Raw genomic sequence first — 16,913 nt, 5'->3', positions numbered from 1 at the left:
GTTTAAATGGAAAATTGAGAGATATTAATTGTGGCCGATGCACAAAATAAAGTTGTATTACTTTATATCGCCGTATCACACATTGTTATATAAAAGTATGGGTTTAAAGTGACAGATCAGTCTCTTTGAACATTCTAAAGGAGCGGTAGCTTTATGGCAAAAATCATTGCAATTAACGCCGGCAGTTCTTCATTAAAATTTCAATTATTTGACATGCCGAGTGAAGATGTTATTACGAAAGGCTTAATCGAGCGTATTGGGCTGGATAACGCAGTCTTCAATATTTCTGTAAATGGCGAAAAAATCAAGGAAGTAACAGATATTCCAGATCATGCAGTAGCAGTTAAAATCCTTCTGGACAAATTAACTAATCTGGGGATCATTAAATCGCTTGATGAAATCGAAGGCATTGGCCATCGTGTTGTTCACGGCGGTGAAGCTTTCAATGATTCTGTAGTTATTACGGATGATGTGCTTGCAAAAATAGATGAACTATCTGAGCTTGCACCTCTTCACAACCCGGCTAATATTACAGGAATCAAGGCGTTCCAGCAGGTACTTCCAAATGTCCCTGCAGTGGCAGTATTCGATACTGCGTTCCATCAGACGATGCCTGAAAGCTCTTTCCTATATAGCTTGCCATATGAGTATTATGAGAAATATGGCATTCGCAAGTATGGCTTCCATGGAACCTCACATAAATATGTTTCAGAGCGTGCAGCAGAAATGCTGGGCCGTCCGCTTGACCAGCTTCGCCTCATCTCCTGTCACTTAGGAAATGGAGCAAGCATTACAGCTATTGAAGGCGGAAAGTCAATCGATACATCAATGGGATTCACTCCATTAGCGGGTGTTACAATGGGTACGCGATCAGGCAACCTTGATCCTGCTCTTATTCCATTCATTATGGAAAAGACAGGCTTGAACGCTGATGAAGTACTTGATGTTCTTAATAAAAAGAGCGGTATGCTTGGTGTTTCCGGCTTCTCCAGTGATCTTCGCGACATTGAAATTCAAGCTGTTGAAGGAAATGAAAGAGCAGAATTGGCTCTTGAAGTATTCGCAAACAGAATCCATAAATACATCGGATCCTATGCTTCCCGCATGTATGGCGTAGATGCTATCATTTTCACAGCCGGAATCGGTGAAAACAGTGATGTCATTCGTGAACGCGTTCTTCAGGGACTGGAATTCATGGGCGTTTACTGGGATCCTGCATTAAACAAAGTGCGCGGTGAAGAAGCATTTATCAACTACCCTCATTCACCAGTTAAAGTCATGATTATCCCGACAAATGAGGAAGTTATGATAGCGCGTGATGTTGTGAGATTGGCAAAATAGAATTCATAACAAGGCAAGGGCTTAACGCTCTTGTCTTTTTTTATCGCAGTCTAACGGGCAGTAAGACCCCACTTCTAGACTCAGAGGAATCAAAGGAGGCTAAGCGGGGGTCTAACTGCCCGTAAAGGCCCGATNNGTGAAACTTGCCGACGCGCACGCAGAGGCTTAGTTGAACCAATCGGGTTCGTAGTGTCGATTGATCGAAGCGCTCGCGGAGATCTTAGCGACACTAGAACGCGACTAACAATCAGTAGGGGATAAGGAAAATCCCCACTGATTGAAGTTTCACTTTATCGGATTTATTGCCCATCAGCCGGGAGGAGAATTCCCCATCTTACTTATGCTATACTGAGTCCAAGAAAAAATGTTTTGGGAGGAATTGCGATGCCATTGAACGAACGGGAAGAAAGCGTTTTGGCAGGTATTCAGGAGTGGGAAAACAAGCTGTTGAGTTATGAGCCCAATGATTTGGAAATGGTTTATGATAAATCATTGGAGGGGTCTTTTTCACTGTTGCCAGAAGAAGTTCAGCAGCAATTTTTTTCGGCAATGGATAGCTGGCTGTTTCATCTTCATGCGCTTATTCAGGGTTCACAGCTTCAAATGGATGCGAAAGAGCGAATTTTGACGGCAGGACGTGTATTTCATTCTGATATCGAGACGATCGAAGATCTAAAGCAATTAAATATCGACCAGCTTCAATACATAGCTCAGCAGCAAATTGCCCGGCATCGTCTTTATTCTTTTGCACAGGGCGGCATTGCGGGGTCAGGCAGCTCTCTCATGCTGGGGGCAGATATTCCCGCAATGGCGGTTATTAATCTTCGTGCCGTACAGCTGATTGCCATGACCTATGGTTTTGAGGTTAATACTCCATTCGAAATGATGAGCTCTCTTAAGGTTTTTCACGCAGCCACACTGCCGCCGCGCATGCAGGGCAGTGCTTGGGAAGAATTAATGAATGAGCTGAAGAATCAGGAAGAATTCTATTTTTATGAAGGAAAAGAAGAGTTGACTGATATCACCTGGATTGAGCAGCCAATGAAGCAGCTTTTTAAAGGAATGGCTATTTTCTTTTTCCGCAGAAAATCGATTCAGGGTATTCCTTTTATCAGCATGGCTATTGGAGCAGGGACCAATTACCAGCTGACAAGAAAAGTAACAGAATTTGCCCATAAATATTACCAGATGAGATATCTGCATAGAAAGAATGATCAGCAGTGAACTCAAGGATAAATAGGATCTTTAAGTAAAGGTGGTGCCAAGTGAGTACAGTAGAGCATAAAAAAGAAGCGCCAATAGAAGTTAGATGCAAAGTGATCACCGTGAGTGATACGAGAGATGAAGAAACGGATAAAAGCGGAAAGCTGATGATTCAGCTGCTTGAAGAGGCAGGGCATATCATAGCTGACTATGAAATCGTCAAGGATGAAAAAACTCTCATTCGACAGGCCGTATTAAAAGGCTGTGAAAACCCCGGGGTTGACGCTGTGCTAACGAATGGAGGCACAGGTATAGCCCTCAGGGACGTAACGATCGAGACGGTTAGAGAATTATTTGATAAAGAAATTGACGGATTCGGCGAATTGTTCAGGATGCTGAGCTACACTGAAGATATCGGGTCTGCGGCCATTCTTTCACGGGCTGCTGCAGGCACAATGCAAAATAAAGCAGTTTTCTCAACACCAGGATCATCAGGGGCAGTCCGCCTTGCGATGAATAAGCTGATTCTGCCTGAACTCGGGCATATCGTCAGGGAACTAAGAAAAGATTTATAAGAGGCCAAAAACCTTTCCGCTGCGGAAAGGTTTTTTTATGAATGCATCTTCCCTGAAATATCCTGATTCGTTCGATACCATAGCCACAAATCATTTATAACGGATGCCAGTTCTGAAATTTCACTGTTTAGTCTGCATGATCTTTCAAAATTGCCCTCATCTGACAGCTCAGCCTGTTTCCTGTTAATATCCGCTTCAAGCTCGGCAATGCGGTCAGGAATCCTGCCTCTTATTTTTTCCCATTGAAACAAAATCATCTGCTGTGTTTTTGGTGAATATTCATCCCATTCCCGGTCAAAAGCGGGTATAGGAATGCCAAGACGGCCATTATGTGAAAAATGCTCCTCCATTATGAATCCCCCAAACAATAATCTTGTTTTTATTTTACTATAAAGATGTTTTCGGTGCATGGTTGTTTTAGTATTCAATCGTCTTCTGCAGATACTACTATGGAACTAATGTGAAGATAGATGAACTTGGTTCACAAGTACTGATTTAATAGAAAGGCTATGGTATTGGTTTACAGCTTTAAAAGATATCGATAGTATATTGACTATTAAGAATATTAAAACAAATAATTGGGGGAGAATATGAAAAGATTTATAGCGCACTTAACAGTATTAGGCCTGGTGGTGGGTTTGCTTTTGCCTTACCCCGCTGCAGCCCTGGGAGAAGAATTGGGCAGAACAGGAAACAGCCCAATAGAGCAAGTATTTAAGCATAAAAAAGCTTTAGAATATCCAACTTTATCAAAATCAAAGAGCCCGGAGGATGCAGGCTTTTCTTCCAAAAAGCTTAAAGAGGTTGATAAGCTGATCGAGGAGGAAATCGAAAATGGTTTTCCAGGAGCGGCTTTAGTCGTTATTAAAGATGGCAAGATTGTTAAAAATTCTGCATATGGTTCAGCCAAAGTCTTTGATGAATCTGATCCTTTAAATCACCCGCAGAAAATGAAAACAAAAACTATGTTTGATTTAGCATCAAATACGAAAATGTATGCCGTTAATTTTTCACTGCAGCATCTTCTCAGTGAAGGAAAGATCAATCTTGAAGAAAAAATTCAGCATTATTTTCCTGAATTTAAAGATTCAGCTGACGAAGAGATAAAAGGGAAAGGTGAACTCCGGATCATCGATTTGCTTCATCATACAGCCGGATTTCCTTCGAGCGTCCATTATCATAATCCTGAAAGAGCGGGAGAATTGTATTCCCAGGAACGCAGTAAAACGCTTTCCATGATTCTAAAAACTCCCCTTCAGTATGAACCAGGCACCAAACAGGTTTACAGTGATATTGACTATATGCTGCTGGGATTTATTATTGAAAAAATAACTGGAGAGCAGCTTGACCGTTATACTGAGAATCATATTTATAAGCCTTTAGGGTTAAAGCATACTTTATTTAATCCTCTCCGCAAGGGATTCAAAGAAAAGGATTTCGCTGCAACTGAACTTCACGGCAACACAAGGGATGGCGTCATTTCCTTTCCTAATATCCGGACCTATACCCTCCAGGGAGAGGTTCATGATGAAAAGTCCTTTTATTCAATGGATGGAATATCCGGGCATGCAGGTCTCTTTTCCACGACTTCAGATCTTGCTGTTCTGATGCAGGTGATGCTTAATGATGGGGGCTATGGAAATATAAAATTATTTGATAAACAAACAATTGATAAATTTGTAGAACCTTATGATATGAATCCTACATATGGGTTAGGATGGCGTTTGAACGGAGATTCAAGTATGGAGTGGATGTTCAGCGAGTATGCCGGGAAAGAAGTATTCGGTCATACCGGCTGGACAGGAACAGTAACGGTGATAGACCGAGAAAATAATTTAGCAATCGCTCTCCTGACAAATAAAAAACATTCTCCTGTCATCGATCCATTAAAAGATCCGCATAAGTTTCAAGGTGACACATACAGTATCAGTCAATATGGAAGTGTAATTTCAGCGGTTTATGAAGCATTAAAACATTAACCTATACTGCAGGCAAAAGCTAAATACAGGGCTTTTGCCTTTTTTTATTGGAAAAATTGCATTTATTTTTATACATTTTTAAGAATAAGTATTGATTTTTAAATAAAAGGTTGTTAAAGTAAGAGAATAATAAATGAATAAAAACATAATTCGATTGTATATTTATACGTATATTCTAAGGAGGAAATATAAATGTCACAAAATAAAGTTGTTCTTGCATACTCAGGCGGTCTGGATACATCAGTTGCGGTTAAATGGCTGCAGGATCAAGGTTATGCTGTTGTTGCCTGCTGCCTTGACGTTGGGGAAGGAAAAGATCTGAACTTTATCCAGAAAAAAGCTTTAACTGTTGGAGCAGTACAATCTTATGTGATTGATGCAAAAGAGGAATTTGCTAATGAATATGCATTAATTGCACTTCAGGCACATGCTTTATATGAAAACAAGTATCCATTGATTTCTGCACTTTCACGCCCGCTGATCGCCAAAAAGCTTGTTGAAGTAGCAGAAAAAGAAGGTGCAGTAGCAGTCGCGCATGGATGTACCGGCAAAGGAAATGACCAGGTTCGTTTTGAAGTGGCAATTCAGGCTCTTAACCCTGATCTTCAGGTCTTAGCTCCGGTTCGTGAATGGAGCTGGTCACGTGAGGAAGAAATTGAATATGCAAAACAAAACAATATACCTATCCCAATTAACCTGGATTCTCCATACAGCATTGATCAAAACTTATGGGGCAGAAGCAATGAGTGCGGAGTTCTGGAAGATCCATGGGCTGCTCCTCCGGAAGATGCATACGATCTTACCGTTTCTCTTGAAAAAGCTCCTGATACACCTGATACGGTTGAAATCGGTTTTGAAAAGGGTGTGCCAGTCAGCTTGAATGGCAATAGCATGAAGCTTTCCGAACTTATTGCCGAACTGAATGAGCTCGCAGGCAAGCATGGGGTTGGGCGTATCGACCATGTGGAAAATCGCCTTGTCGGCATCAAATCCCGTGAAGTATACGAGTGCCCGGGTGCGATGACACTTCTGAAAGCCCATAAAGAGCTTGAGGACTTAACAATGGTTAAAGAAATGGCCCACTTTAAACCGGTTATTGAGAAAAAAGTGGCTGAACTTATATATGAAGGATTGTGGTTCTCTCAGCTTAACAATGCGTTAACGGCTTTCCTGAAAGAAACACAAACATTTGTAACAGGAACAGTCAGAGTAAAGCTCTTTAAAGGCCATGCAATTGTTGAAGGAAGAAAATCTCCGTATTCCCTATACGACGAAAATTTAGCAACATATACTTCAGATGATGAATTTGATCATAATGCGGCAGTTGGCTTTATTAAACTATGGGGGCTGCCGACAAAAGTGCAGAGCATTGTTCAAAACAGCAAGAAGGTGACAGTGTGAAAAAGCTATGGGGAGGCAGATTCACAAAATCTGCTGAAGAATGGGTAGATGAATTCGGAGCATCAATTTCTTTTGACCAGGAATTGGTTATGGAAGATATCGAAGGAAGCATGGCCCATGTTTCCATGCTTTCTAAAACAGGAATTATTACTGAGAAAGAAGCAGAAAAAATCAAAACAGGCCTTCAGCAGCTAAAAGAGAAGGCTGCCAAGGATGAACTGGATTACTCAGTAAAGCTTGAAGATATTCATTTAAATCTCGAGAGCCATTTGACTGAACTGACGGGACCTGTCGGCGGCAAACTTCATACAGCAAGAAGCCGAAATGACCAGGTGGCAACAGACATGCATTTATATCTCCGCAAGCAGGTGGAGCAAATTGTTGAATTGATTCAGGAAATGCAGGAGGAGTTAATCATCCAGGCTGAAAAGAATGTGGAAACCATCATGCCGGGCTATACTCATTTGCAGCGGGCGCAGCCGATCTCTTTCGGCCACCATCTGATGGCTTATTTCTGGATGCTTGAGAGGGACAAAAAGCGCTTTACTGAAAGTCTAAAGAGAATTAACGTATCACCTCTTGGCGCTGGGGCGCTGGCTGGCACAACTTTCCCGATTGACCGTGAGTATACGGCTGAGCTTCTCGGTTTTGAAGGCATTTATGAGAACAGCCTGGATGCTGTCAGCGACAGAGACTTTATTTTGGAGTTCTTATCTTCAAGCTCCATCCTGATGATGCATCTGTCACGTTTAAGTGAAGAATTCATCCTCTGGTCAAGCCAGGAATTTCAATTCATTGAACTCGATGACAGCTTTGCAACAGGCTCAAGCATCATGCCGCAGAAGAAAAACCCCGACATGGCGGAGCTCATCCGCGGTAAAACAGGACGTGTCTACGGAAACCTCATGGGTCTCTTGACAGTATTGAAAGGTCTGCCCCTTGCCTATAACAAAGATATGCAGGAAGATAAGGAAGGGATGTTTGATACTGTAAAGACAGTCACAGGATCACTTAAAATCTTTGCCGGGATGATCCGCACCATGAAGGTTAAAACCGGGCAGATGGAAAAAGCGACTAAAAATGATTTTTCCAATGCTACTGAACTGGCGGATTATCTGTCTGATAAAGGCATTCCATTCAGAGAAGCACATGAGATTGTCGGGAAACTGGTCCTTGTCTGTGTACAAAAGGGATGCTTCCTTGGAGATTTGCCGCTTGATGATTTCAAGAGTGCCCATCCATTGTTCGAAGAAGATATTTATGAAGTGCTGGATCCATATACAGCTGTCAAAAGAAGAAATAGTGCAGGCGGAACAGGATTCAAACAAGTAAGCATAGCGATTGAAAAAGCGAAGGAATACGTCGTCGGCACTAAAGAGGTTGCCAATAAGTAATGTAAAAATGGCGCTGCAGCAGGCAGCGCCATTTTTTCTATTCTTCTTCTTTATCCGTTCTGACTACGAGGACATCACAGCGGGCATAGCGGGTGATATGTTCAGATACACTGCCGATGATGAAACGTTCAACCGCGTTCATGCCTGTTGCCCCGCAAATGATCAGGTCAACATTGTGCTTTCTGGCAATATCCTTTGGAACCTTCACTTTAGGAGAACCATAGTCAACTTCATATGTTACATTCTCGATGCCTGCATCCATAGCCGTTCTTTTGTATTTTTCCATTAATTCTGTTGCGAAACGGTCAGCCCTTTCAGCTATGGTACGGTCATAGGCTTCAACAGTGGCAAACGTGCGGGTATCAATGATATGTGCCAATACCAGAGAAGCGTTATTGCGCTTGGCAATTTCGATTGCCTTTTTAAAAGCCCATTCTGCTTCAGTTGAACCATCTACAGCGACTAATATGTTTTTATACTTCATGCCCATTTGAATCTCCTCCTTTACCTATATTATACATCTATAAAAATTGAATATCTGTAACAGAAAATCGAACAATAATAAGGCTGATAAAAATTTTATGAAAAGGAGCAGATGAAGATGGAAAAGAGGGAACCACAAGCAGGATCCGCATATTTCTTTGATGAGCAGGGTACTAATGAAGTTAGCGCACAAATCATGAATGCTTATAACAGCGGGGTTATTGATCAGCCAAATGCCGAGTTTGACATGGAAGCTCACGAACGGAATGAAGGCGATCTGCAATAAGAAAAGCAAGCTCTCATAAATAAATGAGGGCTTTTTATATGCGGGTTGGGAGGGAAAAATAGGCGAAGGAAATGTTTACTTTTCCCTAAAATAGCCATATAAAGTTAATAGCGGTATCACTAAAAATACGGAGGTATGCAGAATGCGTATCGGAGTTCCAAAGGAAATAAAAAACAATGAAAACAGGGTTGCCATGACTCCTGCCGGTATTATGAATCTTATCCAATTTGGCCATGAAGTCTATATAGAAACGGGTGCAGGGATCGGATCGGGCTTTTCAGACAGCGACTATATGAGTGCAGGCGCACGTATTGTTCAGACTGCGGAAGAGGCATGGGCCATGGAAATGGTCATGAAGGTGAAGGAGCCGATACAGAGCGAATATGTGTATTTTCGGGAAGGGTTAATTCTCTTTACATATTTGCATTTGGCTGCTGAACCCGAATTGACTAATGCTTTAATAAATAAAAAGGTTGCAGGCATTGCCTATGAAACTGTCCAGCTTTCCAACCGGACTTTGCCTCTATTAACTCCAATGAGTGAAGTAGCGGGAAGAATGGCAGCTCAGGTAGGCGCACAGTTCCTTGAAAAAATACATGGCGGGAAAGGAATTCTCCTATCGGGGGTCCCCGGTGTACAGCGTGGGAAAGTTACTATAATCGGCGGCGGTGTAGCTGGAACCAATGCGGCAAAGATGGCGATTGGTCTTGGTGCCAAGGTGACTATGATCGATTTGAATCCAGATCGCCTTCGGCAGCTTGATGATATCTTTGGAAGAGAAGTAACTACTTTAATCTCAAATCCTTATAATATCGCTGAAGCTGTTAAGGATTCAGACCTCGTCATTGGAGCTGTACTGATTCCGGGTGCTAAAGCTCCTAAGCTTGTGACGGAGGAAATGATCAAAACGATGAGCCCGGGTTCTGTTATCGTGGATATCGCCATTGATCAGGGAGGGATTTTTGAAACAACTGATCGAATTACTACCCATGACCATCCCACATATGAAAAACATGGCGTCGTTCATTATGCGGTAGCTAATATGCCTGGGGCAGTTCCGAGAACATCAACTATTGCACTGACAAACGTGACGGTTCCTTATGCAGTTCAAATAGCAAATAAAGGCTACAAACAGGCTTGTCTGGATAATGAGGCTTTATTAAAGGGAGTCAATACATTAAATGGCTACGTGACATACAAGGCGGTAGCTGAGGCCCATAGCCTTGACTATTCAGATGCGAGAACACAATTGGAGCAGCAATAAGCTGAAGGCGCACGCATATCTGCGATACTGTTCTAATTCAGAATTTATGTAAAAATCCGGGGCTGATTAGCCCCGGATATTCTGTGAAATTTGTTCTGCTCTCTATTTAATAATTTGAAGTTCTTTCGGGAATTTGGTCAAAATTTCTACTCCGTCTGCTGTTACAGCAAGGTCATCTTCAATCCTCACTCCGGCAACACCTGGGACATAGATACCCGGTTCGATGGTGAAGACCATACCTTCTTCAAGCATAAGCGGGTTTGTTTCTGTTAATGAAGGGTACTCATGAACGCTCACACCCAGCCCATGACCTAATCGATGAGGGAAATAGTCACCGTATCCGGCTTCTGCTATCAGGTTTCTTGCTGTCAGGTCAATATCTGCGCAAGTGACTCCCGGCTTGCTCGCTTCCACCGCTGCAAGCTGAGCTTTTAAGACAGTATCATAAATTTCTTTCTGTTTATCATTGATATCACCGTAGGCTACAGTTCTCGTAATATCTGAACAGTAGCCATTCCAGACAACTCCGAGGTCAAACAGGACTAAGTCCCCTTTTTGAATCTTCGTCATTCCTGGTGTGCCATGAGGGGAAGCTCCGTTAGCCCCCGTCAGGACCATGGTAGAAAAAGACATTTCATTAACGCCTTTTTTCTTTAATGCGTACTCTACGGCAGCCAGAACATCCAGTTCCGTTTTTCCTTCCTGGATCTCGGCACAGCCTGTTTCAATCGCAAAATCAGCCAGTGCACATGCTTCGCGGATGATTTCCAATTCTTTTTCATCCTTAACCATACGAAGCTGGCGCAGCTTTGCTTCTGCCGAAACGAATGAAGCATCGCTGAACAGGCCGGAGATGGCTTCATAACGCTCCACATTCATATGCTCTTTTTCAATTGCTGTTTTATTTACTTTTCCGATTTTTTTATGTATGGATGTATGGATAAATTCCCAAGGGTTTTGAATATCGCTGTAGCCAATAATTTCATGGCTCCAGCCGGCATTCTTGGCATCTTCTTTTTCCATAGCCGGACATACGAGAAATGGCTCTTCCTCCTGGAAAACAGCCAGTCCAAGCAAGCGTTCATGAGGGTCGCTTAAAAAGCCGCTTAAATAAAATACATTATCCGGTGATGTGACAAAAGTGACTTGTATATCATTTTCCTTCATCCACTGTGACAGTTTCTGCAATCTGTTATTCATAGTGAACCTCCTTATATATTCATACTTTGAGAGTAGCAACTAAAAACGAAAAGCGCAAGCGCCTTGGTCACGATAGAACGCAGACTAAAAGCGCCGTCTTGTGGCGACGTCTGCATGACCCTGAGTCCCTAGGAGCCGCAACTAGACAAACCGAAATGTGGAGGAGACTGCTTAGGGACGACAAGCATAAGACGAGCCCTGCAAGAAGGTGTTCTTTCCTTCTGGAAGGGATTGGCTAGTCTTTCGTCCCTAGGAGCCGAAACAAGCCAAGCTTGTGACCTCGAGGGGGCAGGCGCTCCTCCTAAAAGCTAACGCTTTTAGCCGTGCGATGATGATGCTGTCTAAGCGTTCCTTGTGGAGCTAGACAGTTATCTAACTTCAGAAATATATCTTTAACCATAGATATTGTAAACTTTTTAAAGATTGCCAATTCGGGTATATATAAAAAGGAAGCAGGAATAACTTGTTTTTCGTTGAAGTAACTTACATAACTTAAAATAGGAGAGGAGCATCAAATTGAAAGTATCATTTCATGGTCATTCAGTAGTAAAAATTGAATCACAGGGAAAAACCATTTTAATAGACCCCTTTATTACCGGAAATGGTTTGACAGACTTAAAAGCTGAGGATCAGAAGCCGGACGTCATCATTGTCACCCATGGACATGGTGACCATCTCGGGGACACGATTGAACTGGCAAAACGCAATGATTCTCTTGTCATTGCCAACTTTGAGCTTGCCACCTATCTTGAGTGGCAGGGAGTAAAAGCGCATGGAATGTCGATCGGCGGCGGATATAATTTTGACTTTGGAAGAGTCAAGCTAACACCGGCATTTCATGGAACAGGTCTCGAGACGGAAAACCAGGAAATCATCTACCTGGGGATGCCTGCCGGTGTGCTCGTCACATTAGAAGGAAAAACCATTTATCATGCAGGGGATACTGGACTTTTCTCTGATATGAAGCTAATTGGCGACCGCCATCCGATCGATTTGGCATTTCTGCCGATTGGAGACAACTTTACAATGGGGCCGGATGATGCAGCATACGCAGCAGAACTCCTGGGTGCCAAAAAGGTTGTTCCCATTCACTTCAACACATTTCCGCCAATCAGGCAGGATCCTCATAAATTCATCAGCATGCTCGAAGGTGGAAACGGGCAGGTTCTCGAAGCAGGGGAATCAATCGAATTGTAATATGAAAACGCAGCTTCTAATGGAGGCTGCGTTTGTTTTTTTATAACTAAATCCCTGCCTGTCCGCATACATTTTAAGGAGGACAGGATAAAGGAGGAAGCGAAATTGAACAAAAACCGATATTTGCTATGCTTGCTGCTTTGCGGCTTGATGCTTTATTATGCAGCTCCAAGAATGGGCGTATTTAATGGAGGGACGGAAGGGATCTTTGCCATCAGCTGGCTGGCCCTTGCCCTTTTTGTCATTGCCGGAAACCTGACTGCATTGCTGTATGCGCCGAAAAAAGCTGCTGTTTCGGGGAAGCAGGTGCGCAAATTGGCAGACAGGAAGCGGGCGCACTCCTTAGGCAGGTAATGAAGATGGCCGGACTCAATTGTATCAAGGCCTCTTTACCCTTATAATGAAAATAAGGAATAATTTGTAGAGGGTGAAAGTCTTGGCTACTAAGCATGAGCAAATATTACAATATATTGATGAACTGCCAATTGGAGAAAAGATTTCGGTCAGACAGATCGCCAAGGCGCTCGCTGTGAGTGAAGGGACGGCATACAGAGCGATTAAGGATGCTGAAAATAAGGGATATGTCAGTACAATAGAACGTGTTGGGACAATAAGAATCGAGCGGAAAAAGAAAGAGAATATTGAGAAGCTTACTTTTGCAGAAGTTGTTAATATCGTTGACGGCCAGGTGCTCGGTGGAAGAGCAGGGCTTCATAAAACATTGAACAAATTTGTTATTGGGGCGATGAAACTTGAAGCGATGATGAGATACACGGATGCCGGAAACCTGCTGATCGTCGGAAACCGGACACAGGCACACGAATTAGCTTTGAAGGCTGGCGCTGCTGTATTAATTACGGGGGGATTTGATACCGAAGACCATGTCAAAAAGCTGGCCGACGATTTGCAGATGCCTGTGATCTCAAGCAGTTATGATACCTTCACAGTGGCGACTATGATCAATCGGGCTATTTATGACCAGCTGATTAAAAAAGAGATTGTACTTGTTGAGGATATCCTGACTCCTCTGCAGGAGGCGATTTTTCTGAAAACAACCGATACAATTGCAGATTGGATGACATATAACCGCGAAACCGGCCACAGCCGATTCCCGGTTGTCGATAATAATCTCAAGGTGCAGGGAGTAGTTACTTCCAAGGATATCATGGGACATGACAAGGAAACGCTTATCGAAAAAATCATGACTAAAAACCCAATGACAGTTGGCGGAAAAACGAGCGTTGCTTCTTCCTCGCATATGATGGTGTGGGAAGGAATTGAATTGCTTCCAGTGGTGGATGAAGCGAATAAACTCGAAGGCATTGTAAGCCGCCAGGATGTGCTGAAGGCACTGCAGATGATACAAAGGCAGCCGCAGGTGGGTGAAACAATTGACGATATTGTCACCAGCCAGCTGGTTATGACACGGGGGAAAACAAAAGGGGATGACGTCTATCGCTGCGAGGTTACTCCGCAGATGACCAACCACCTTGGAACAATTTCCTATGGAGTCTTTACAACCATTGTATCGGAAGCAGCAAACAGAGTGTTAAGAAGCTATAAAAAGGGAGATCTCGTAGTTGAAAATATGACAGTCTATTTTATAAAACCTGTTCAGATTGACAGTATGCTTGAAATCTACCCCAAAGTCCTGGAAGTAGGGCGGAAGTTCGGTAAAGTGGATGTTGAAGTTTTTAACGAAGGTGTCCTTGTGGGTAAGGCGATGATGATGTGCCAGCTGATTGACAGACATTAAAAGAAATGCGTAAGCGCTTTGCCCACGAAGGAACGCAGACTAAGATCGCCACGTCCTCCCAAAAGCTGCTGCTTTCGGTCGTGATGTTTATGCTGACGAAGCCTTCCTTGTCCGCGGGCCCTCCAGCACAAGACGAGCCTTTCGGAAAGGCGTCCTTTGCCTTTTTGGGAGGATTGCCCGAAATGTGGAGGCGACTGCTCAGGGACGACAAGCATAAGACGAGCCCTGCAAGAAGGTGTTCTTTCGTTCTGGAAGGGATTGGCTAGTCTTTCGTCCCTAGGAGCCGAAACAAGCCAAGCTTGTGACCTCGAGGGGGTAGGCGCTGGAGCTAGACAGTAATCCACGTTCAAAGTTAAACTTTCATACTAATAAACAAAAAGCCGCTCAAAATTGAACGGCTTTTTTGCATGGCTTCTTCCAGATGTCCGGGTATCTTTAATCCTTCCTTGCTGCTTCAGCTTCTTTCACAGCATGAGGCGTGTAAAATTTGTATGCTTTTATGCCGCCCCATATGCTTAGACCGCCAATAAGAATAAACACAATCGCCACAATGAGAGCAGTTGTTGTATCGTATAAAAACAGCTGATTAAGGCCAAAAATGGCAACAAATGAACCCAGGGCAATTCTGGACTTGGCTGATATCCATTGTCTTTCAGCCGGCTGTCTGCTTCTGAAGAACTTTACTTTGTAGAAAATATAGAAAGAAAAAGAGAGTATAATCAGGATAACAAATATAGGCATTCCATAACCTCCAAGTTTCGACAATCTCTTATTATTCTACCTTCATTTTTAAAAAAATGCCATAAGCGTGCAGTGTTTTCTTTTTCTTTTCATGGTGGTATGGTAAAAATATAGTATTCAGAATAAAAGGAGCGCGCCATGAAACAGAAGATATTAGATGAAATAATAAAATATGAAACAATCATTATTCATAGGCATGTCCGTCCGGACCCGGATGCGTATGGTTCACAGGGGGGCCTTGCTGAAATCCTTAAGGCTTCATTTCCGGAGAAAGCGATCTTTACTGTCGGGCAGGAAGAAGAAACACTTCATTTTATGAGAAGGCTTGATGAAATATCTGATGATACATATAAAGGTGCGCTGGTCATTGTCTGTGATACAGCAAATGCAGAGCGGATATGTGATGGCAGATATGGAACGGGCAGCAAGCTGATTAAAATTGATCATCACCCTAATATGGATCCGTATGGGGATTTAATGTGGGTGGATACAGATGCAAGCTCTACAAGTGAAATGATTTATGAGTTTTATCTTTTCGGCAAAGAACAGGGACTAAAAATGTCTGATGAGGCGGCTAGGCTTTTATTTGCTGGAATAGTTGGCGACACCGGCCGTTTTCTTTATCCCAGCACAACAGAAAAGACGTTTGCCTTTGCGGGTGAACTGATACATTATAATTTTTCACGTCCGGAACTGTTTGATAAGATGTACGAGCTGGACGCAAATATTGTTAAACTGAAGGGATATGTGCTGCAGAATTTTGAGATGAGACCCAGCGGGGCTGCTGTAATGGTCCTGAAAAAGGAATTGCTCGAAGAATTTAAGGCGGTACCTTCCAAAGCATCCCTGCTCGTAAGCACTCTTGGCGATGTGAAGGGAATAAAAGCATGGGTTTTCTTTATCGAGGAAAGCGATCAAATCCGTGTACGGTTCCGTTCTAAGGGTCCAATAATTAATGAAATTGCAAGGAAGTATAAAGGCGGAGGTCATCCTCTTGCTGCCGGAGCTTCCATTTATTCATGGGATGAGATGGAATCCGTTGTAAGAGACCTTGAGGCTGTCTGCAGAGACAACTGACATAAGATGCCCGGCAAAAAAAGCCGGGCATTAATCCAGCATTATATTCAATTCAATTGAGACAGTGGAATAGATGACCAATTCTTTAACTTCCACCCGGTACCTTTTTTCGTTTACGCGATGTGTCTTATTCTCTATGATTTTTTTGATCAGTTCACTGCTTTTATATACAGTATCCATGTCTTTGGCAATCATCATGCTGATATCCTCTTTTATTTTATCTTCCAGCTGGAAAACACTGAAGGAATCCAGTTTATATTTTTCGCCGTTGACAATTTTAATGGAAATATCCTGGACAGTCAGTTTTTTCTGGTTTTCTTTATTTAATTTTTTGAATTCCTCCTGCCAGATTTCTTTTTCTTTTTCCAATTCATAAATAGCATCCTGCTGAAGCTTGATTTCTTTGCTGTATCTCTCCTGCCATTGCCCAAAGATAAATAAAAAAATAAACCAGCTGATAATGCCTCCCAGCGCCATTCCTGCAAAAAAACGCTGCCAGGATGGCAATCGGTAGTAAGGCGGTATCCTCATGCTGAAATGTTCTCCTGAGTCAGCCAGTTAATGAGCATGGCGCCGGTCTGTGCCCCTCCGAGAGCAGAAAGAATCAGCATAAATTGCTTGAAGATGTCCTTAGTCTGTCCGTCCATAACGCCTCTTTCAAAGCTGTAAACTGTATCAAAGGTCCCTCCTATCGCTGCAATGATGGCCCAAATGCGAATCATATTGGAAATCTGGAAGATTTGATTTAAAGGAGGCTTTCCTGTCAGAAAAGCAGCCATGCCGCCAATGATTGAACCTCCAATCAAAACACCGAACGCAATGAAATAGCTCTCAATTAAAGTGGAGAAAAAGGGCTGGGTATTCATATCATCCATCCTCGCTGCAGGAATGGTCCTGCCAGAATTATCTTGATACTTCATCATATGGACAAACTTATTAAAATATGTTTTTTTAGGTGCTGTTAAAAAGAGAACATATTTTCTTTTTGGAAACGGGCGTTCTATAATGAAAATAGC

18 protein-coding genes are annotated in these 16,913 nt (G+C 42.7%); 12 read left to right on the top strand and 6 right to left on the bottom strand.

Annotated features, from left to right (window positions below; translation table 11 throughout):
* The first annotated feature begins 153 nt into the window (after positions 1–153).
* From CE058_RS09735 to CE058_RS09725, 3 genes are all read left to right on the top strand, one after another.
* Positions 154–1,341 carry an acetate kinase gene (locus tag CE058_RS09735; RefSeq protein WP_048009295.1) on the top strand — a complete coding sequence of 396 codons (1,188 nt, stop codon included), beginning with the start codon at positions 154–156 and terminating at the stop codon, positions 1,339–1,341.
* A 384-nt stretch (positions 1,342–1,725) separates the two neighbouring features.
* Positions 1,726–2,565, top strand: coding sequence for an EcsC family protein (locus tag CE058_RS09730; RefSeq protein ID WP_048008345.1), 840 nt, complete (start codon positions 1,726–1,728; stop codon positions 2,563–2,565).
* 41 nt (positions 2,566–2,606) lie between these two features.
* Positions 2,607–3,119 (top strand): MogA/MoaB family molybdenum cofactor biosynthesis protein, encoded by a 513-nt coding sequence (locus CE058_RS09725; protein WP_048008346.1) that lies wholly within the window; start codon positions 2,607–2,609, stop codon positions 3,117–3,119.
* Positions 3,120–3,154: 35 nt separating this feature from the next.
* Here CE058_RS09725 and CE058_RS09720 read toward each other — a convergent pair whose 3' ends face one another.
* Positions 3,155–3,469 carry a hypothetical protein gene (locus CE058_RS09720; RefSeq protein ID WP_048008347.1) on the bottom strand — a complete coding sequence of 105 codons (315 nt, stop codon included), beginning with the start codon at positions 3,467–3,469 and terminating at the stop codon, positions 3,155–3,157.
* Between the two features lie 240 nt (positions 3,470–3,709).
* Here CE058_RS09720 and pbp4b point away from each other — a divergent pair, with 240 nt between their 5' ends.
* The 3 genes from pbp4b (at position 3,710) to argH (ending at position 7,893) form a co-directional block, all read left to right on the top strand.
* Positions 3,710–5,098 carry a penicillin binding protein PBP4B gene (pbp4b, locus tag CE058_RS09715; RefSeq protein ID WP_048008348.1) on the top strand — a complete coding sequence of 463 codons (1,389 nt, stop codon included), beginning with the start codon at positions 3,710–3,712 and terminating at the stop codon, positions 5,096–5,098.
* A 192-nt stretch (positions 5,099–5,290) separates the two neighbouring features.
* Entirely contained in the window at positions 5,291–6,499 is a 1,209-nt protein-coding gene (locus CE058_RS09710; RefSeq protein ID WP_048008349.1) for an argininosuccinate synthase, read from the top strand.
* Positions 6,496–7,893 (top strand): argininosuccinate lyase, encoded by a 1,398-nt coding sequence (gene argH, locus CE058_RS09705; protein WP_048008350.1) that lies wholly within the window; start codon positions 6,496–6,498, stop codon positions 7,891–7,893. Before CE058_RS09710 ends, argH begins: the two co-directional genes overlap by 4 nt.
* Before the next feature lie 37 nt (positions 7,894–7,930).
* On the opposite strand, the gene CE058_RS09700 is transcribed toward argH, so the two are convergent.
* Entirely contained in the window at positions 7,931–8,383 is a 453-nt protein-coding gene (locus CE058_RS09700; RefSeq protein ID WP_048008351.1) for a universal stress protein, read from the bottom strand.
* A gap of 111 nt (positions 8,384–8,494) precedes the next feature.
* Here CE058_RS09700 and CE058_RS24750 point away from each other — a divergent pair, with 111 nt between their 5' ends.
* Both CE058_RS24750 and ald read left to right on the top strand, forming a co-directional pair.
* Positions 8,495–8,662 carry a hypothetical protein gene (locus CE058_RS24750; RefSeq protein WP_197087582.1) on the top strand — a complete coding sequence of 56 codons (168 nt, stop codon included), beginning with the start codon at positions 8,495–8,497 and terminating at the stop codon, positions 8,660–8,662.
* A 142-nt stretch (positions 8,663–8,804) separates the two neighbouring features.
* Positions 8,805–9,926 (top strand): alanine dehydrogenase, encoded by a 1,122-nt coding sequence (gene ald, locus CE058_RS09695; RefSeq protein ID WP_048008352.1) that lies wholly within the window; start codon positions 8,805–8,807, stop codon positions 9,924–9,926.
* A gap of 102 nt (positions 9,927–10,028) precedes the next feature.
* Here ald and CE058_RS09690 read toward each other — a convergent pair whose 3' ends face one another.
* Positions 10,029–11,126 carry a M24 family metallopeptidase gene (locus CE058_RS09690; RefSeq protein WP_048008353.1) on the bottom strand — a complete coding sequence of 366 codons (1,098 nt, stop codon included), beginning with the start codon at positions 11,124–11,126 and terminating at the stop codon, positions 10,029–10,031.
* A 516-nt stretch (positions 11,127–11,642) separates the two neighbouring features.
* Here CE058_RS09690 and CE058_RS09685 point away from each other — a divergent pair.
* The 3 genes from CE058_RS09685 to CE058_RS09675 all read left to right on the top strand — a co-directional run bounded on the left by CE058_RS09685 (position 11,643) and on the right by CE058_RS09675 (position 14,079).
* Positions 11,643–12,323 (top strand): metal-dependent hydrolase, encoded by a 681-nt coding sequence (locus CE058_RS09685; protein WP_048008354.1) that lies wholly within the window; start codon positions 11,643–11,645, stop codon positions 12,321–12,323.
* A 105-nt stretch (positions 12,324–12,428) separates the two neighbouring features.
* Positions 12,429–12,677, top strand: a complete 249-nt coding sequence (locus CE058_RS09680) for a hypothetical protein (protein WP_048008355.1) — start codon at positions 12,429–12,431, stop codon at positions 12,675–12,677.
* A gap of 82 nt (positions 12,678–12,759) precedes the next feature.
* A complete protein-coding gene (locus CE058_RS09675) occupies positions 12,760–14,079 on the top strand; it encodes a CBS domain-containing protein (RefSeq protein ID WP_048008356.1) in 1,320 nt (439 codons plus the stop codon).
* Positions 14,080–14,514: 435 nt separating this feature from the next.
* On the opposite strand, the gene CE058_RS09670 is transcribed toward CE058_RS09675, so the two are convergent.
* Positions 14,515–14,820 (bottom strand): YtpI family protein, encoded by a 306-nt coding sequence (locus CE058_RS09670; RefSeq protein WP_048008358.1) that lies wholly within the window; start codon positions 14,818–14,820, stop codon positions 14,515–14,517.
* Between the two features lie 138 nt (positions 14,821–14,958).
* Between CE058_RS09670 and CE058_RS09665 the strand changes: the two genes are divergently transcribed.
* Positions 14,959–15,897: a DHH family phosphoesterase gene (locus CE058_RS09665; protein ID WP_048008359.1), complete on the top strand. Its 939-nt coding sequence runs from the start codon at positions 14,959–14,961 to the stop codon at positions 15,895–15,897.
* Positions 15,898–15,927: 30 nt separating this feature from the next.
* Here CE058_RS09665 and ytrI read toward each other — a convergent pair whose 3' ends face one another.
* Both ytrI and ytrH read right to left on the bottom strand, forming a co-directional pair.
* On the bottom strand, positions 15,928–16,428 hold the full coding sequence (gene ytrI, locus CE058_RS09660) for a sporulation membrane protein YtrI (protein ID WP_163142251.1): 501 nt from the start codon (positions 16,426–16,428) through the stop codon (positions 15,928–15,930).
* Complete coding sequence (gene ytrH / locus CE058_RS09655; protein ID WP_309229251.1) at positions 16,425–16,820, bottom strand: sporulation membrane protein YtrH; 396 nt, start codon at positions 16,818–16,820, stop codon at positions 16,425–16,427. Before ytrH ends, ytrI begins: the two co-directional genes overlap by 4 nt.
* Positions 16,821–16,913 lie beyond the last annotated feature (93 nt).

The sequence above is a fragment of the Bacillus sp. 22-7 genome, from assembly GCF_010628845.1.
GTDB lineage: Bacteria > Bacillota > Bacilli > Bacillales > Cytobacillaceae > Cytobacillus > Cytobacillus firmus_B.
This window is presented reverse-complemented; position numbering and strand designations above follow the sequence as displayed.